Origin of the sequence: Paenibacillus sp. HWE-109 (assembly GCF_022163125.1) — a bacterium.
Classification (GTDB): Bacteria; Bacillota; Bacilli; order Paenibacillales; family NBRC-103111; genus Paenibacillus_E.
Genome location: NZ_CP091881.1, coordinates 7,513,116 through 7,529,013, shown reverse-complemented (window position 1 = coordinate 7,529,013; position 15,898 = coordinate 7,513,116). Strand labels below are relative to the sequence as shown.

At 46.9% G+C, this 15,898-nt stretch carries 13 protein-coding genes; 7 read left to right on the top strand and 6 right to left on the bottom strand.

Annotation, left to right across the window (positions count from 1 at the left end):
* The first annotated feature begins 12 nt into the window (after positions 1 to 12).
* The 5 genes from LOZ80_RS32315 (at position 13) to LOZ80_RS32295 (ending at position 4,728) form a co-directional block, all read left to right on the top strand.
* Positions 13 to 270: an acyl carrier protein gene (locus tag LOZ80_RS32315; protein ID WP_090826896.1), complete on the top strand. Its 258-nt coding sequence runs from the start codon at positions 13 to 15 to the stop codon at positions 268 to 270.
* Between the two features lie 7 nt (positions 271 to 277).
* Positions 278 to 1,477, top strand: a complete 1,200-nt coding sequence (locus LOZ80_RS32310) for a hypothetical protein (RefSeq protein WP_238168407.1) — start codon at positions 278 to 280, stop codon at positions 1,475 to 1,477.
* A 67-nt stretch (positions 1,478 to 1,544) separates the two neighbouring features.
* On the top strand, positions 1,545 to 2,447 hold the full coding sequence (locus LOZ80_RS32305) for a hypothetical protein (protein ID WP_238168406.1): 903 nt from the start codon (positions 1,545 to 1,547) through the stop codon (positions 2,445 to 2,447).
* A gap of 109 nt (positions 2,448 to 2,556) precedes the next feature.
* A complete protein-coding gene (locus LOZ80_RS32300) occupies positions 2,557 to 3,711 on the top strand; it encodes an MBOAT family O-acyltransferase (protein ID WP_238168405.1) in 1,155 nt (384 codons plus the stop codon).
* A 48-nt stretch (positions 3,712 to 3,759) separates the two neighbouring features.
* On the top strand, positions 3,760 to 4,728 hold the full coding sequence (locus tag LOZ80_RS32295; protein WP_189016389.1) for a sugar phosphate isomerase/epimerase family protein: 969 nt from the start codon (positions 3,760 to 3,762) through the stop codon (positions 4,726 to 4,728).
* A gap of 75 nt (positions 4,729 to 4,803) precedes the next feature.
* Here LOZ80_RS32295 and LOZ80_RS32290 read toward each other — a convergent pair whose 3' ends face one another.
* The 4 genes from LOZ80_RS32290 to uvrB form a co-directional block, all read right to left on the bottom strand.
* On the bottom strand, positions 4,804 to 5,004 hold the full coding sequence (locus LOZ80_RS32290) for a DUF2759 family protein (RefSeq protein WP_238168404.1): 201 nt from the start codon (positions 5,002 to 5,004) through the stop codon (positions 4,804 to 4,806).
* A 251-nt stretch (positions 5,005 to 5,255) separates the two neighbouring features.
* Complete coding sequence (locus LOZ80_RS32285) at positions 5,256 to 5,414, bottom strand: hypothetical protein (RefSeq protein WP_238168403.1); 159 nt, start codon at positions 5,412 to 5,414, stop codon at positions 5,256 to 5,258.
* A gap of 288 nt (positions 5,415 to 5,702) precedes the next feature.
* The gene (gene uvrA / locus LOZ80_RS32280; protein ID WP_238168402.1) at positions 5,703 to 8,585 is read right to left on the bottom strand and encodes an excinuclease ABC subunit UvrA; all 2,883 of its coding nucleotides are present in this window, start codon (positions 8,583 to 8,585) and stop codon (positions 5,703 to 5,705) included.
* Positions 8,586 to 8,621: 36 nt separating this feature from the next.
* Entirely contained in the window at positions 8,622 to 10,619 is a 1,998-nt protein-coding gene (gene uvrB, locus LOZ80_RS32275; protein ID WP_238168401.1) for an excinuclease ABC subunit UvrB, read from the bottom strand.
* A gap of 291 nt (positions 10,620 to 10,910) precedes the next feature.
* On the opposite strand from uvrB, the gene LOZ80_RS32270 reads away from it, so the two are divergent.
* The gene (locus LOZ80_RS32270; protein ID WP_238168400.1) at positions 10,911 to 11,711 is read left to right on the top strand and encodes a flagellar motor protein; all 801 of its coding nucleotides are present in this window, start codon (positions 10,911 to 10,913) and stop codon (positions 11,709 to 11,711) included.
* A complete protein-coding gene (locus LOZ80_RS32265) occupies positions 11,695 to 12,516 on the top strand; it encodes an OmpA/MotB family protein (RefSeq protein WP_238168399.1) in 822 nt (273 codons plus the stop codon). Before LOZ80_RS32270 ends, LOZ80_RS32265 begins: the two co-directional genes overlap by 17 nt.
* Before the next feature lie 499 nt (positions 12,517 to 13,015).
* Here the strand turns inward: LOZ80_RS32265 and LOZ80_RS32260 are convergent, their stop codons facing one another.
* Positions 13,016 to 14,296 (bottom strand): PDZ domain-containing protein, encoded by a 1,281-nt coding sequence (locus LOZ80_RS32260; RefSeq protein ID WP_238168398.1) that lies wholly within the window; start codon positions 14,294 to 14,296, stop codon positions 13,016 to 13,018.
* Positions 14,297 to 14,419: 123 nt separating this feature from the next.
* Positions 14,420 to 15,883 (bottom strand): S41 family peptidase, encoded by a 1,464-nt coding sequence (locus LOZ80_RS32255; RefSeq protein WP_238168397.1) that lies wholly within the window; start codon positions 15,881 to 15,883, stop codon positions 14,420 to 14,422.
* Positions 15,884 to 15,898 lie beyond the last annotated feature (15 nt).

Genomic DNA, 15,898 nt, shown 5'->3' with positions numbered 1-15,898 from the left:
AGGCTTTCCAACATGTCTAATGAAGACTTATTAGCGCAGCTTGAACAGCATATTCGCGAGCGTTACGAAATTGCCGAGGACGACGATGATTTTGATGTGGATGTCCATCTGTTTGACTATGGATTTATCGATTCTATCGGCGCTACCGCCCTCATCGCTCATATCGAAAAAACATACAGCATCCAAGTAACGAACCAGGATCTCATGCTGTACTCCATGAACACTGTCAGCGAAATTGCCGATTTTATTTCCAAGAAGACTGCGAGGTAACCCATTCATGATGACATGTAGAATTTCTCTAGAAGGTCTTGCTGAAAGCCAGCACGGACAAGTTAAATATGCGGCAGCCTTCGCCGATGAACATATCCAAGATATCGCGCTGGTTGATGGTCATATTGTAATTAACCACAACTCTCCGAACGGGGATGAGGGGATTACCGAGCGAGTTCAACGTCTGATTGAACGTTTCTCTCACGGCGACTTTGGTTTTAAAGAAAATATTTTATTCGAAAATAAAGTAGATACGCCTTATGAAGGCGACATTATTGCCGAACTCGTGGAGCGCAAAGCCATTAAAGTCCTGGAACCCGGTCTTTTCATTTTCCGTGAACCATTCTCCAGCTTGATGCGGTTTCTCGACTATTCCTTCGTGACGAAGATCGCCAAACGCTTCGAAGGCATGCAGGAGGAATCCTATCCCGCTGTCATTCACAGCCATACGTTGAATAAAACCAACCATTTCACATCTTTCCCTGAGCATATCCACTTCGTAACTCATTTGCGCGAAGATTTGGATGTTATCGAGTCGTTCTCCCAATCGATCCGCGAAGCTGGCGGTTGGAACCAAGAGGCCCCGATGGCGCTTGATAACAACATGGTGAAGCCGAATTTCATGATGAACCCTTCCACATGCTATCACTGCTATGAAGGCTTAGAGAATGAAACCTTGGAAGGTGACGGCATCGTCGTAACCGCCATTGCCAAGTGTCATCGCTTCGAATCCAAAAACCATAGCGATTTCGGCCGTTTGCTCGACTTCTCCATGCGCGAAATTATTTTCGTCGGGAAGCCGGACTTCGTCAAAGAAAATCGTCTGAAATCGATTGAATATTTGAAAGAACTCGCCGTGGAGTGGAACGTTGACAGCATGATGGAAATCGCCAATGATCCATTCTTCACGAATGATTTTCAAGTGAAAGCGTCTTTCCAACGTAATCAAGAGATGAAATATGAGCTTCGCTTGACGATTCCTCACGTGAAGAAATCGATTGCCTGTTCTTCGGTCAATTTTCACAGCAATACGTTCGGGAATGCCTTTAATATCAAAATGGGCAAACGCAACGCCGTTACGGGCTGTGTAGGCTTCGGCATTGAACGCTGGGCATTCGCATTCTTGGCGCAGTATAGTTTGGATGAACAGCTTTGGCCTGCTGCCTTCCGTGAGCAGTACCACGCTTGGCAGGAAAAAGCGCTATAAACTAATCTCACCTTTCCTTTAAATATCGTAATGATGTTCCACCAATCCAAGATAATGAGTGATTCTATTGAAAGCAGCTGCATTTTTCAAAAAAAATAGCTTCGTGCTGGGTCTGCTGCTAGCCATCATCGTATCCGATCTGCTGATTTCCTGGTGGAACCCGATGGTTAGCTCACGCCGATTCTACAAAAATGATTTCACCAAAACGCTTTACCACCATGACTGGTCTCAAACGGGACCGGTTTTCTTCGGTAATTCGTCTGTTACAGGTGCTTATATCGAAGAAAAGTCAGAATCCCATTTGGTAGAGATGGGACTTTCTTATGGCAAGCTAACTGATCTGAAGGACATCTTAGAGAAGGACCTCTACCAAGTTCAGAATGAGCTGGTCATCGGCATCGATGTCCATACGATGTTGGATGCTCTCGAAACAGATCCCACCTACCCATGGTTCAAACCTTGGTATCAGCCGTACGTGTATACGTATCGAGATTATTTTCGGGACTCTGGCGAAGAATTCGCTCGAAATCTGCGCAAGGGCAATCTTTCCTACGAACCCCGTTGGATTGATAAAGAGTTGTATCCCGGTCGTAAGGACGATGCGTTCCTGAAAACCAAATGGACCGATTACGATCAACGTTTCGGGGCCATGAAGTTACCGGATTTCAAAGAGAATCTGAATGCTCTGACTTGGATTCTACGCTATGCTGATAAGCATAAACTGACTCTGCGAGTGATTTGGATGCCTTGGAACAAAGGGTATGCCGATCCGCCTTATGTCGCATCCCTCAAGCAAACAGTCAATGCGCAATTGCAAGCAGCGAATGTGCCGACACTCGATCTGATGCACACCTATGATCCGCGTTATTTCCATGATCTCGTGCATTTGAACCGCGAAGAAGGCGCTCCGCTATTTACGAAGGAGGTAGACACATGGTTAAAATCCTTAGGAAAACCATCGAAGTCCTGATCTATCTCGTGATGCTCTATTTGGTTTTCATCTATTTCACCGGCAAGGGCTTATTTATCTACGAAAAGTTCTAAGATAACAAGCTTTCCAAGCGAGGAGTTCTTTAGCCATGTTTTATATGCATATGAACGCGATTATCGCCATGATTGGCATGATTGCTGTTCTGATGCTCACTCGGAAGTGGGCCGACAACAAACGCATTCTGATGATTATATTCAGTCTTTGCTTTTTGCTGCTCTTCAGTCAGAAGCTGCTTGTTTTTTATGCTGCATTTACGGTTATCAACTATGCTGGTTTTGTTTATTTGTGTCGCACGACGGTCTGGCGTAAAGCTACCTTCATATTCGCGATAGCCGCTAATGTGATCGGGGTCTTCCTCGGTGTCCGCCTTTTCGTCACGGGTATTTTCCATAACCCGCTTTTTGATACCATCATTTATCTAGGCCTTATCTATAACGTTCTCAAGGTCATCGACGCTTATTATTTCGCTTACTTCTTTGGCAAAGAGGGGCAAGTGCCGGCGATTGACTACGCAAACTATTTGCTGTTCATTCCAACCTTCACCTCTGGACCTATTCTGAAATTCCGTGATTTCATGGCGGACAGCAAAAAGCCTTATACGGTGAACGCTGCGCTCTTCGAGGATAGTGTGAAACGAATTATTCTCGGCTTATTCAAAAAAATCGTTGTCGTCACCTGGATGACGAGCATCTTTGATCAAGTGCTGAAACAGGATCTGCATACGCACCAATCGTTATTTTTATTAATCTGGTTCTATATCCTTATCTACATGGATTTCTCCGGCTATTCCGATATGGCCATCGGTTTCGGTCGTTTAATGGGCTACACGATGCCAGAGAACTTCAAGCGTCCGCTCTTCTCGCCTTCCATGACGCAGTTCTGGCGCAATTGGCACGCCACGTTAGGCGACTTTTTCCGTGATCATATCTTCATGTTCTTCTCTCGTACTGTACCCACTCGCTGGGTTGCCTCTGGCCTGTCGGTGCTCATCATGGTGCTGATCGGGCTGTGGCATGGCTTCACTTGGCTATACTTCTTCTACGGGCTCTATCATGGCCTCATTCTTGCGATCGAAAATCTACTCAAGATTACAACTGTGAACAAGAAGAAGGTATCCAAAAGCTATTTCTATTTCCGTTGTTTTGTAACACAGGCGTTAGTTACTTTCTCCGTTATTATCTACAGTTCCAATTACGAGACCGTACTTCGCATCTACAAAGGCTTGCTTCATTTTACTGGATGATAGTGGTATAATTTGTTTGGTTGTTTACCATTTATGGAGGTGTACCTAATGAAGTTAGGCGTTTTTATGGTTCTTTTCGGTGGAAAACCTTTCGAGGAAGCTCTAGATTACATTGCAGCAAAAGGCTTGGATGCTGTTGAAATTGGCACAGGGGGCTATCCGGGCACAGCACATTGCAACCCAAGCGAACTCCTTGCCGATGCAGGGAAGCTTAAAGCCTTCAAACATGCGGTCGAGTCCCGCGGTTTAACGATCAGCGCACTAAGCGCACACGGCAACCCGCTTCACCCGCAAAAACACATCGCCAAAGAATTTCACGATGCTATTATACAAACAATTGATCTCGCTGAGCGCCTTGAGGTCCCTGTTGTAAACACATTCTCTGGCTGCCCTGGCGACCACGAGGACGCGAAGTATCCGAACTGGCCGGTTGCACCATGGCCGAACGACTTCCAGGAAATTCTGGACTGGCAGTGGGGAACGAAAGTCATTCCTTATTGGACGGAAACAGGCAAATATGCAGCTGACCGCAATATCAAGATTGGGCTTGAGCTGCACGGCGGTTTCTCGGTACATACGCCAGCCACACTGCTTCGTCTACGTGAAGCAGCAGGCGACGCGATCGGCGCCAACCTGGATCCGAGTCACATGTGGTGGCAAGGCATCGATCCTGTACAAGCCGTTCAAATTCTTGGCCGCGCAGGCGCGCTTCACCATTTCCATGCCAAAGATACATCCCTTGATGTGAATAACGTGAATCGTCACGGTGTAACGGACATGCAGTCCTACACGAACATGCTGGATCGCGCATGGCAGTTCCGTTCCGTTGGCTATGGCCATGATATGAAAGTATGGGCTGATATCATCAGTGCGCTTCGTCTTGTTGGTTATGATTATGTCGTGAGCATCGAGCACGAGGACGGCTTGATGTCTGTGGACGAAGGTTTCTCCAAGGCTGTCCAAAATCTTCAACAAGTTCTCATCAAGGAACCGCTTGGTGAAATGTGGTGGGTATAATCCCACAAAAAAGCCCACAGGCTCGATGATCTTGCGATCTCAAGCCTGTGGGCTTTTATCTTGTTTAACTCCGATTTACCAGCCGCTGATCATGACGTAATCCATGATGCCGAATACGATCAAGGAAACTCCTGCGAATCCTAGAGCAAACAAATTTCTTCGCGGGTTGATCAACTGTCGAATAACTGCAATTAAAATGACCACCGTGAAGATCAAAACGTAAATATCAAAGCTTGTATACGTGCTAGTCGTTGCTGCTGCTTCTGCCAATAACATGGTGAAACCTCCTTATAGTAACTCGGTGCAAGGCACACGTCCTGCTATTTTAATTCTATGTTAGCTTGATTGGGCACTAGATGCAAGTGATTACAACGATGTGTAACAAGTTTGTCACCTTTTGGATGAATTGGCCTTTCCTCATACGTATAAAATGTCCATCTCTTCGATTATTTATAACAAAAATAAACCCGAAGTTCCACAAGGGAATACGGGTTCCATCCTGGACCACAGACCTTATTTCCCCCCCATCAAATAACAAGCTCGTATGAGGAAATGAAATCTGAATGCGGACCCTCAGTTGGGTCTTGTTCTTTCAGTGCCAACTCTTTCTCCTGCCAAGCTAAAAAACGGAACGGGTCGATCCCCAAAGCAGCAACAATCTCTTGTAATTCTAACGTTGGTTTCATAACAGCCTCCAAATATGTAGATAGATTAGAACTGTCTGTATCTCTCGATTATCAATAGTGGGTACGGGACAATGGAAATTTCAACATATCTTCTTATTTCATTATAAGTCTACTATCTTGTTCCGCGATAGAGGGTTAAATTGTCGAATTCAATTAAGTCTTGACAAATATCATGGTAACCTAGTCGGAATTGTGAAAAAAGACACACTTTTGAATCGGTCCAAATAAAAAGCATGGCTTCCGACTACTTGCGTCAGATCACCATGCTTTTATTGTGTACAGCTAAAATTAGCCCACCGATTCTTCCAAAACAGCTAGTCGCTTCGCGTAGTTCTCAGACCGCTCCCGATCTCTCTCGAGGATCGGTTTCAAATACTGACCGGTATACGATCCGGCCACTTTCACAACATCCTCCGGCGTCCCGGTAGCCACGATCAAGCCGCCTCGGTTCCCACCTTCGGGGCCTAGATCGATTACATGGTCTGCCGTCTTGATGACATCGAGGTTATGCTCGATGACGAGCACCGTTTCACCGTTCTCTACGAGACGGTGAAGGACCTTGAGCAGACGATCGATATCGTGGATGTGAAGCCCCGTAGTGGGCTCATCCAAGATGTAGATCGTCTTGCCTGTGCTGCGGCGATAAAGCTCCGCAGCAAGCTTCACACGCTGGGCTTCGCCGCCTGACAGCGTAGTCGCCGGCTGGCCCAACGTCATGTAGCCCAGCCCCACATCGAGCAGCGTCGTCAACTTCCGGTGAATCCGCGGCAAGTTCTTGAAGAACTCGCAACCGTCCTCGATGGTCATCTCGAGCACTTCCGAAATGCTCTTGCCTTTGTATTTCACTTCCATCGTCTCACGATTGTACCGCTTGCCTTTGCACACTTCGCACGGCACGTAGACATCAGGCAAGAAATGCATCTCGATCTTGATAATGCCGTCCCCGCGACACGCCTCGCAGCGTCCGCCCTTCACGTTAAAGCTGAAGCGGCCTTTCTTATACCCGCGCACCTTGGCCTCATTCGTATTCGCATAAACATCACGAATATCGTCAAAAACACCCGTATACGTCGCTGGATTGGAACGAGGCGTACGGCCAATCGGCGATTGGTCGATATCGATTACTTTATCGATTTGATCAAGCCCGACGATTTCTTTGTGTTCGCCTGGTCGTACTTTGGCACCGTTCAAATCACGGGCCAACGTTTTGAACAAGATTTCGTTAATAAGTGTGCTTTTGCCTGAGCCAGACACACCCGTGACACATGTAAAGACACCCAGTGGCACTTTGGCGGAAACATTGCGCAAATTGTTTTCCTTAGCGCCTTTAACTTCAATCCACTTCCCATTGGGCTTGCGCCGCTCAGCTGGAATAGGAATGAACTTCTTGCCGCTCATATACTGGCCTGTCAGAGAATTCTCATCTTTCATGAGTTCAGCAGGCGTTCCCTGGGCAATAACTTGTCCCCCATGGATACCAGCGCCTGGGCCGATATCGATAATGTAATCCGCTGCCATCATCGTATCTTCATCATGCTCCACGACAATCAGCGTGTTCCCAAGATTGCGCATATGTTCAAGCGTCTGAATGAGACGCGTATTATCCCGTTGATGGAGCCCAATGCTAGGCTCATCCAAGATATAGAGAACGCCCATCAAGCTGGATCCAATCTGTGTTGCTAAGCGAATCCGCTGCGCTTCTCCGCCTGACAACGTGCCAGCTGCACGATGCATCGTCAAGTAATCCAGACCCACATTCACAAGAAAGCCTAGACGCGCTCTAATTTCTTTGAGAATCAGATTGGAGATCGTCAATTCTTTCTCATTCAGGTTAAGTCCTTTAAACCATTCCTCTGCCTCTCCAATAGAAAGCGAGGTTGCATGAGCAATGTTCTTGCCGTTAATGGTTACAGCTAACGTCTCTGGTTTCAGACGTTGTCCCTTACACTTAGGACAAGGCTTCGTGCTCATATAGGTTTGTATATGCTCGCGAATCCCCTCCGAGAACGTATCTTTGAATCGGCGCTCTAAGTTGCGAATAATCCCCTCGAAAGGCACTAACGCTTCCTTCGTCGCTCCCAAATCATTCTCATAGCGGAAGCGAATCTTCTCGCCGCCCGTCCCGTAGAGAATAACCTTCAATTGATCAGCGGTGATCTCGGATACAGAAATATTACGAGGAATCTTATAATGCTCGCAAACGGCCGCCAGAAACTGAGGATAATAATTGGACGTACTGCCTGCCCAAGCTTCGAAGGCACCTTCTTCGATCGTGAGCTTCATGTCCGGTACAAGTAAATCCGGGTCAACGATCATTTGGCTGCCCAGACCATCACATTCCGGACAGGCACCGAAAGGACTGTTAAACGAGAACATTCTTGGCGCCAGTTCTTCCACACTAAAGCCGCATTCCGGACATGCTAGATTTTGGCTGAACATCAATTCTTCTTTATCTATAATATCAACGATGACACGGCCATTAGCCAGCTTCAGAGCTGTTTCTAAGGAATCGGCAAGACGCGTTGCTACATCTTCCTTAATCACAATACGGTCAACTACGACATCGATGGTATGTTTCTTATTCTTATCCAGCTCAATCTTCTCAGCTAGATCTAGCGTTTCACCGTTCACGCGCACCCGCACAAAGCCTTGTTTCTGTACATCCGTAAACAACTTGACATGTTCACCTTTGCGACCAGAAATAAGTGGAGCAAGGATCTGGAGCTTCGTGCGCTCTGGATACTCCATAATGCGATCTACCATTTGTTCCACGGTTTGCGAGGTAATCTCGATGCCGTGAGTTGGACAATGCGGACGACCAATACGCGCATAAAGCAGGCGTAAATAGTCATAAATTTCTGTGACCGTTCCAACCGTGGAGCGTGGATTACGACTCGTCGTCTTCTGATCAATTGAAATGGCTGGGGACAATCCTTCAATCGAATCGACATCCGGCTTATCCATTTGCCCAAGAAATTGTCTGGCATATGCAGACAAAGATTCTACGTATCTGCGCTGCCCTTCCGCGTAAATCGTATCAAAGGCAAGCGACGACTTCCCCGAACCACTTAAGCCGGTTAAAACAACGAACTTATCACGTGGGATCGTGACGTCGATATTTTTGAGATTATGAGCTCTAGCTCCTTTAATGACGATTTGGTCTCTAGACACGTTACCCTTCCTCTCCTATGTGAAGCCGACGCCAAATTAGGCGTCAGCTTTCATTTCCATAATGGCGTCACGCAGTTGTGCCGCTCGTTCGAACTGCAGATTCTTCGCAGCTTCTTTCATTTCGCCTTCCAGACGCTCGATCAATGAAGCGCGATCTTTCTTCGACATCTTCGCGCCTTTCACATCAGCCAAGTAATCGGCTTTCTCTTCCGCCACTTTCGTAGCTTCAATGACGTCGCGAATCCTCTTGGCAATTGTCTGCGGCGTAATGCCGAGCTTCTCGTTGTGCGCCTCTTGCAAGCTCCGGCGGCGCCCTGTTTCGTAGATGGCCTTCTGCATGGAATCCGTGATCTTATCCCCATACATAATGACTCGGCCATCGGAGTTACGCGCAGCACGGCCGATCGTTTGAATCAACGAGCGCTCCGACCTCAGGAAGCCTTCTTTGTCAGCATCTAAGATCGCAACCAAGGAAACCTCTGGTAAATCAAGTCCTTCTCTGAGCAAGTTAATCCCTACAAGAACATGGAAAGTTCCTAAACGCAGATCACGTAAGATCTGCATCCGTTCAAAGGTCTTAATATCTGAATGCAAATATCGGACTTTAATCCCGATTTCTTTGAAGTAATCCGTCAAATCCTCCGACATTTTCTTGGTCAATGTCGTTACAAGCACTCGCTCGTCTTTCCGTATCCGATCATGAATCTCGGCAATCAGATCATCGATCTGACCTTTTGTTGGCCTCACCTCAATAATCGGATCCAACAAGCCCGTAGGACGAATAATTTGCTGCACCATCTCTGGGCAATGTTCCAACTCGTAAGGCCCTGGTGTTGCTGATATATATAAAATTTGATTAACTTTCTCCTCAAACTCCTCAAAACGCAGCGGGCGGTTATCCAGCGCAGAAGGCAGACGGAAACCATGGTCAACCAGCACTTCTTTTCTTGCTCTATCGCCATTATACATTGCGCGGATCTGTGGCAATGAGACGTGCGACTCATCGACCATAAACAGCATATCGTCCGGGAAATAATCAATTAATGTATAGGGTGTAGCCCCCCGCTCACGGAAAGTTAGTGGTCCCGAGTAATTCTCAATACCGGAGCAGAATCCCATCTCTTGCATCATTTCCATGTCGTAACGCGTCCGCTGCTCCAATCGTTGAGCCTCGAGCAACTTTCCTTGCTCCTTCAACTCAGCAAGTCGCTCCTCCAGCTCCCGTTCAATATTCACGAGCGCGACTTTCATCGTATCTTCGTGCGTCACAAAGTGAGACGCAGGGAAAATCGCGATATGTTCGCGTTCGCCAATGATTTCACCGGTCAGCACATTAATTTCTGTAATTCGCTCAATCTCGTCGCCAAACAACTCTACTCTTACCGCCTGTTCGCCATGCGATGCCGGGAAAATCTCAACGACATCCCCCCGCACGCGAAACGTCCCGCGGACAAAATTCATATCATTTCTCTGATATTGAATGTCTACGAGTTTATGAAGAATCTCATTACGCGATTTCTCCATCCCTACACGCAAAGAAAGCAGCATATTGCCATATTCGATTGGCGAACCCAAACCGTAAATACACGAGACGCTCGCAACAATAATAACGTCGCGTCGTTCGAATAGGGAACTGGTCGCAGAATGGCGAAGTTTATCAATCTCTTCATTAATGCTGGAGTCTTTCTCGATGTAAGTGTCAGAGGAGGCAATGTAGGCTTCTGGCTGGTAGTAATCATAGTAGCTGACGAAATAGGAGACGGCGTTATGAGGGAAAAATTCTTTGAACTCACTGCACAATTGTGCGGCTAGTGTTTTGTTATGGGCAATAATCAAGGTCGGGCGATTCAACTTGGCAATTACTTGCGCGGCTGTAAATGTTTTCCCTGTCCCTGTTGCTCCTAACAGCGTCTGGTGCCTTTTTCCAGATTGAATACTTTTGACGATTTCCTCAATAGCTTGAGGCTGGTCGCCTTGTGGAGAAAAATCAGATACGAGCTCGAACTTCTTAGAGCTAACAACAAGATCATTCATCACTTATCACCTACACTTATTGAAATAAATCGAACTTTTATCCTATTCATTTTCCATTTGTAATATCCGATAAAGAAGTTTATGGAACTTGCACGATCATTTATGAAGGAATTTGAAGCCGTTCCTCATAAGAATGTTTGTTCTGGTTTTTCCATTATACCCTTTTTGAATCATGGATGCAAACAGCAATATCTGTTAAAGCCTGTCGCCATCAGGATGAGACACCATAGAACTTATCAGGCTGCTTGTAGAATCCCTATTCTTTTTATGCTAATTAGGAGTGGTAAAGTCATGGATTTGACAACGGTTTTAGGATTAGTATTAGGTCTAGTAGGTTTAATTGGCGGCTACGTATGGGATGGAGGGCATATTAGTTCCCTAATTATTCCAAGCGCTATGCTGATCGTGTTCGGCGGGACCTTTGGAGCTGTAGCTATCAGCTTCCCCCTCTCTATTTTATCCAAAATTCCTAAAGCACTGGGCATCGCCTTCAAAGAAGCCAAAAAGGATCCAGCCGCAACCATTGAAGAACTGGTAGATATGGCCTCGATTGCTCGCAGAGAAGGTGTACTGGCTTTGGAACAGCGTGCTCAAGAGCATCAGAATCCCTTTTTGAAAGATGGTTTGCTTATGGTTGTGGATGGTACCGATCCTGAGCTAACCAGGCAGATCCTAGAGCTTGAAATGGATGCGATCGAGCATCAAGTTGACAATATGTCCAAAATCTTCGAAGCTGGCGGCGGCTACGCGCCTACTATGGGGATCATCGGAACGGTCATGGGGCTTATTCACGTTCTCGGCAACCTCGATGATCCGTCCAGCTTGGGACCTGCGATTGCCGTTGCCTTCACAGCAACCTTGTACGGCGTTATGAGCGCCAACTTGATCTATCTTCCTATTGCCAACAAAATCAAAGTACGGGGCAAAGAAATGGTCTCCGAAATGGAACTGATGCTCGAAGGCATTCTTGCCCTGCAAGCTGGTGAAAACCCTCAGTTAATTAAGAAAAAACTAAATTCCTTCCTCCACGATAAATCAAGGTCCAAAAAAGCAGTGGTAGAGGAGGAAGGCAACAATGGCGCGGAGAGGTAAGAAGCAGGAAGAGCATGTTAATCATGAGAGATGGCTCATTACCTATGCGGATTTAATCACCTTGCTGCTCGTATTCTTCATCATTATGTATGCGATGAGTAAAGTGGATGTTCAAAAGTATGCCGTTTTGGCGCAAGTATTAAACATGCAGTTCCAGAAAGCTGACTCGGTTCTAGATAAAGGCCACGGGATCAGCGGTCAAATGACTCCTAAACAGGGGGACTCTGACAGCAAGGACAAAGATTATACGAAGCAAAACTTAGACGAACAAAAGGAAGAGAAAGATAAAACCAAGCCTGATCAAAGCGAGAAAGAAAAGCGCGAAAAGGAACTCCAAGATCTCTTAAAACAAGTCCAAGCTTACATTAAGGATCAAAATTTGGAGGCTCAGGTATCCGCTAGCGATACCGAGCGCGGTGTGGCGATCACACTGAATGATTTATTCCTTTTTGACCTGGGCAAAGCGGATCTGAAACCAGCCTCCTCGCCCATTCTCCAAAAGCTTGCTTCCCTCTTCCCAACGCTAAATAGCAAGGTAAGCATTGAGGGGCACACCGACAACTTGCCTCTGGCTCCCGGTTCGCCACTCAAAGACAACTGGGGCTTGTCCTTTGCCCGTTCCCTTTCTGTCCTTCGTTATTTCAGCGATACGGCCAAGCTTGATAATAATAAATTCATTGCCACGGCTTATGCCGATACAATGCCCAAAGTCCCTAACACCAGCGATGAGAACCGCAGTAAAAACCGCCGCGTCGAAATCATTGTCCTCCGTGATGGACTGGCTCCAGCAACTGTTATTAAATAACGTAAGAGGCTATCCCAAAAGCAACGATCGTTGATGACCGGGACAGACTCATTCGTTGGGAAAAAATGAAAAAAGGAGCTAAGCGACTTGTATCGTCGCTTAGCTCCTTTTTTGGCGTCGGTAGTCGCCATTCGAACAAATAAGCACTTTCAACTAGCTTATTTTCAATGCAGAGAAACACTCCATAATGGTGTGGCGCCCAAAGCGCAGCAAGCACCTCTTACGAACTCAGCAAGCTTTATTTGATCAAAATCGAGCGTTTGGAAAATCTAATGAATCCCCATCCCGTTATATCATGCTTATGATCTTATGATCATTATTTCGCCTATAAGCTGCTCGATAACGCCAATTCAGTTCATTAGATCGCCGAAGAGGCTGTTTTCTCGTCTATAAGCATCATACAGTTCTTTAGAGAGCAGCAAATGAATTGTGGGGGGCGGAGAGCGATAACGGTATTTGAAACAGCCCCTCATTCAGTTGAAGATGCCCTTTGAGACCTTTACATCGATTTCGTTGAATCATTGGATAGCAGCCCGGTCAGTTTCCCGCGCAAATAGGAAAATAAATGCACTGGACGATGCTCTGTGAAGTAAAGAGCCTCTTGATCAGGTGCCAGAATAATGCCTAGCTGGTGGTGCTCGCCTGCATACAAGGCACGGTGCAGGAAGCGTACTTCACCCTGCTCATTCAACACTTCCAGCCTGCAAAACGCTGAGTTCAATCCCATCGCGACATGTAAATCGGTTTTTGTTTTGATCTTGTGACCATTCACTTTATGCAGAATTTCGCCTACTTGAATGCCAAGCTCTTGCGCTGGGCTCCCAGGTACAACCGATAAGACCATAAGCCCTCGCTGTGAATGCACGTAGAACGGAATTTGCTTCGCTTCCAACCATTGATTGTAACGGATCAATCCTTCATGCAAACCAATGCTCAGCACCGCTGCTACAAGCATAATCGGCGACCAGTACTGGGCTGCCATTGCCGCACCGAACAGGATAAGACCATAAAGATAGAGCATACTTGCACTAAAGCGAGCCTGTCTGCGCGGCAGCTTCGAAATCGTCAGCTCCGTGAAACCGATCATCGCCGGGAAAGCAAGCAGCGTCCATCCGGAGGCAAGGTTCGATCCAAACAGGGTTTCCCATGGAAGTCCTGCGGAATTGCCTCCTGCTAGCGGCACCAACAGGAACAGTGGGACGGGCCAGAAGCCTTGCAGTTGCTGGGCCCCGACGATCTGCCCACGTTTCCCCTCAAGGAAAAGAGGGCTTGCCATCCGCGCTCCCTGAAATCCAACCAGAAAGCCTTCCAGCAGATGAAGAACGGCTACGATCACCAGCAAAGAAGGGATATCTGCGCCTGCAACTATCTTAAAGACGGGAAATGCCTCCTGGATAGCTTCGCTTGGCAGCCAAGACAACAGAACTTGGGCGATCCCCAGAATCCCCACAGCATAAGCCAAACAGATAAATCGGACACGAAACAGCACAAGAACTGCCGTTAACACCCACAACAGAATAATGACATCCGCCTCAATGCTAACCCCGACGAAAAGCATGACAACTGAAGCGCCGATACCACCGATCCAACCCCAAAGAATGGTGCGCCAAGTCTCATTCAGCAACGAATGAAGACGAGTGTGAAATAACTTGCGTTCCATCTGTATTTGCTTACGATAATGCAAGACGATAAATAAAATGCCTATATAGTAGAAAGGATTCACAAACAACTGCCCAACGGCCTGCAGCAGCCTGTCCAAAAATTGAGTCAACACATCCATAAGGGCTCCTCGGATAAAAGAAATAGGAAGGCTGCCTAATCTAAGCAACCTTCCTATCTCATTTCGACTACAAACCGTACTTTTCCTGCCATACCTAACGAATTTCCATTATCTGACCCACAATTATTTCCCGAGCTGCTTCTGAATCTGACTGACCGCCGCTTTCAGCTGCAGATCATTCTTAGGTTCACGGATTTGCGTAAGAATCGATTTCTCGATCTTATTCGCTGTTTCTACGTCAACTTCACCTGTCATAGGCAGATCGTTCGTCCGTTGAAATGCTTTAACTGCTGTAACTGTCTTATCGTTGAAATAACCATCGGATCGCTCTGGATTAAAACCTAGACCAGCAAGCATAAGCTGCAAGTTTTTCACGTCATCGCTCGTTGTATCCTGTTTGAGAACGCCTTTTTTGGAAAGCGGAGCCGCTTTAAAATAACCAGGCTGCTCAACAGGGATATCCGGCGAGATGCCCGTTTTATGAATCCAGTTGCCATTCGGCGTCAACCATTTATACACTGTCATCTTAATATTGCTGCCATCGCCCATTTCCTTCTCGAAAGTAACTTGAACTGTCCCTTTTCCATAGGAGGTTTCGCCAACAATTTTACTTCCAACAGCTTCTTGGAACGCTCCTGCCAAAATCTCTGACGCGCTCGCGCTTCCTTTATTGATCAGAACCGAAATTGGATAATTCTTGCCTGTACCCGTGGAAGGCGTAGGCTCCCGCTTTCCGTCGCGGTTCTCAACTTGAACAATTGGCTTGCCGCTCTTCACGAACGGATTCACGATGTCTACAACGACGTTCAAGAGCCCGCCTGGATCATTCCGCACATCGATGACTAGACCTTTCATCCCTTTGGCTTCGAGGTTTTTCAGCTCTTCTGCGAAGCGCACAGCCGTGTTGGATGAGAACTGACGAATCTCGATTTTGCCAATTTGATCCTGCATCATTTCACCATACACGGTTTCAACATCAATGTTATCTCTCACGACAATCACTTGGACGGGATCTCCCGCACCTTGACGCAACAAATCCAGTTTGGCTTGTGTGCCTTTGGGACCTCGAATCTTCATAACCGCTTGGTTCAGCGTTAAGCCATCCAACTTGTCCCCGTTCACAGAGACGATGACATCTTTCGCTTGAATCCCAGCTTTCTCTGCTGGCGAGCCTTTGATCGGAGAGACGATCACGAATTTGCCATCCTCAATCGAAACCTCGGCGCCAATCCCTTGAAACGATGAGGTGATGCTTTCATCGAACTGCTTCGCTTCTTTCTGATCCATATAGACAGTGAATGGATCTTCGAGAGACTCCAGCATACCATTGATAGCGCCGTTGACTAACTTATCATGATCAGGCTGCTTCAAGTACTTGCTTTCGATGAGTTGAAAGGTTGTTGAAATCTTGCTCAGTTCCTTGCTCGAAAGTCCAGTAGAGCCCGAAGTCGCCGCAGCCGTACTTCCCACAGGCTTCTCGCTGCGTCCCCACGAGAAGGAAGAATCCACAATGGTTAGTGTGACAATACTACTCGCAAACATAGCTAACAATACGAATACAATGACCGTGCGACCTTTGAATTGCAAAGCGTGATACACCAC

Coding starts and splice junctions, on each gene's coding strand:
- LOZ80_RS32285 (WP_238168403.1), bottom strand. CDS start 5,414: ATGAAACCAACGTTAGAATTACAAGAGATTGTTGCTGCTTTGGGGATC.
- LOZ80_RS32260 (WP_238168398.1), bottom strand. CDS start 14,296: ATGGATGTGTTGACTCAATTTTTGGACAGGCTGCTGCAGGCCGTTGGG.
- LOZ80_RS32315 (WP_090826896.1), top strand. CDS start 13: ATGTCTAATGAAGACTTATTAGCGCAGCTTGAACAGCATATTCGCGAG.
- LOZ80_RS32270 (WP_238168400.1), top strand. CDS start 10,911: ATGGATTTGACAACGGTTTTAGGATTAGTATTAGGTCTAGTAGGTTTA.
- LOZ80_RS32265 (WP_238168399.1), top strand. CDS start 11,695: ATGGCGCGGAGAGGTAAGAAGCAGGAAGAGCATGTTAATCATGAGAGA.
- LOZ80_RS32295 (WP_189016389.1), top strand. CDS start 3,760: ATGAAGTTAGGCGTTTTTATGGTTCTTTTCGGTGGAAAACCTTTCGAG.
- uvrB (WP_238168401.1), bottom strand. CDS start 10,619: ATGAATGATCTTGTTGTTAGCTCTAAGAAGTTCGAGCTCGTATCTGAT.
- LOZ80_RS32290 (WP_238168404.1), bottom strand. CDS start 5,004: ATGTTATTGGCAGAAGCAGCAGCAACGACTAGCACGTATACAAGCTTT.
- LOZ80_RS32310 (WP_238168407.1), top strand. CDS start 278: ATGATGACATGTAGAATTTCTCTAGAAGGTCTTGCTGAAAGCCAGCAC.
- LOZ80_RS32300 (WP_238168405.1), top strand. CDS start 2,557: ATGTTTTATATGCATATGAACGCGATTATCGCCATGATTGGCATGATT.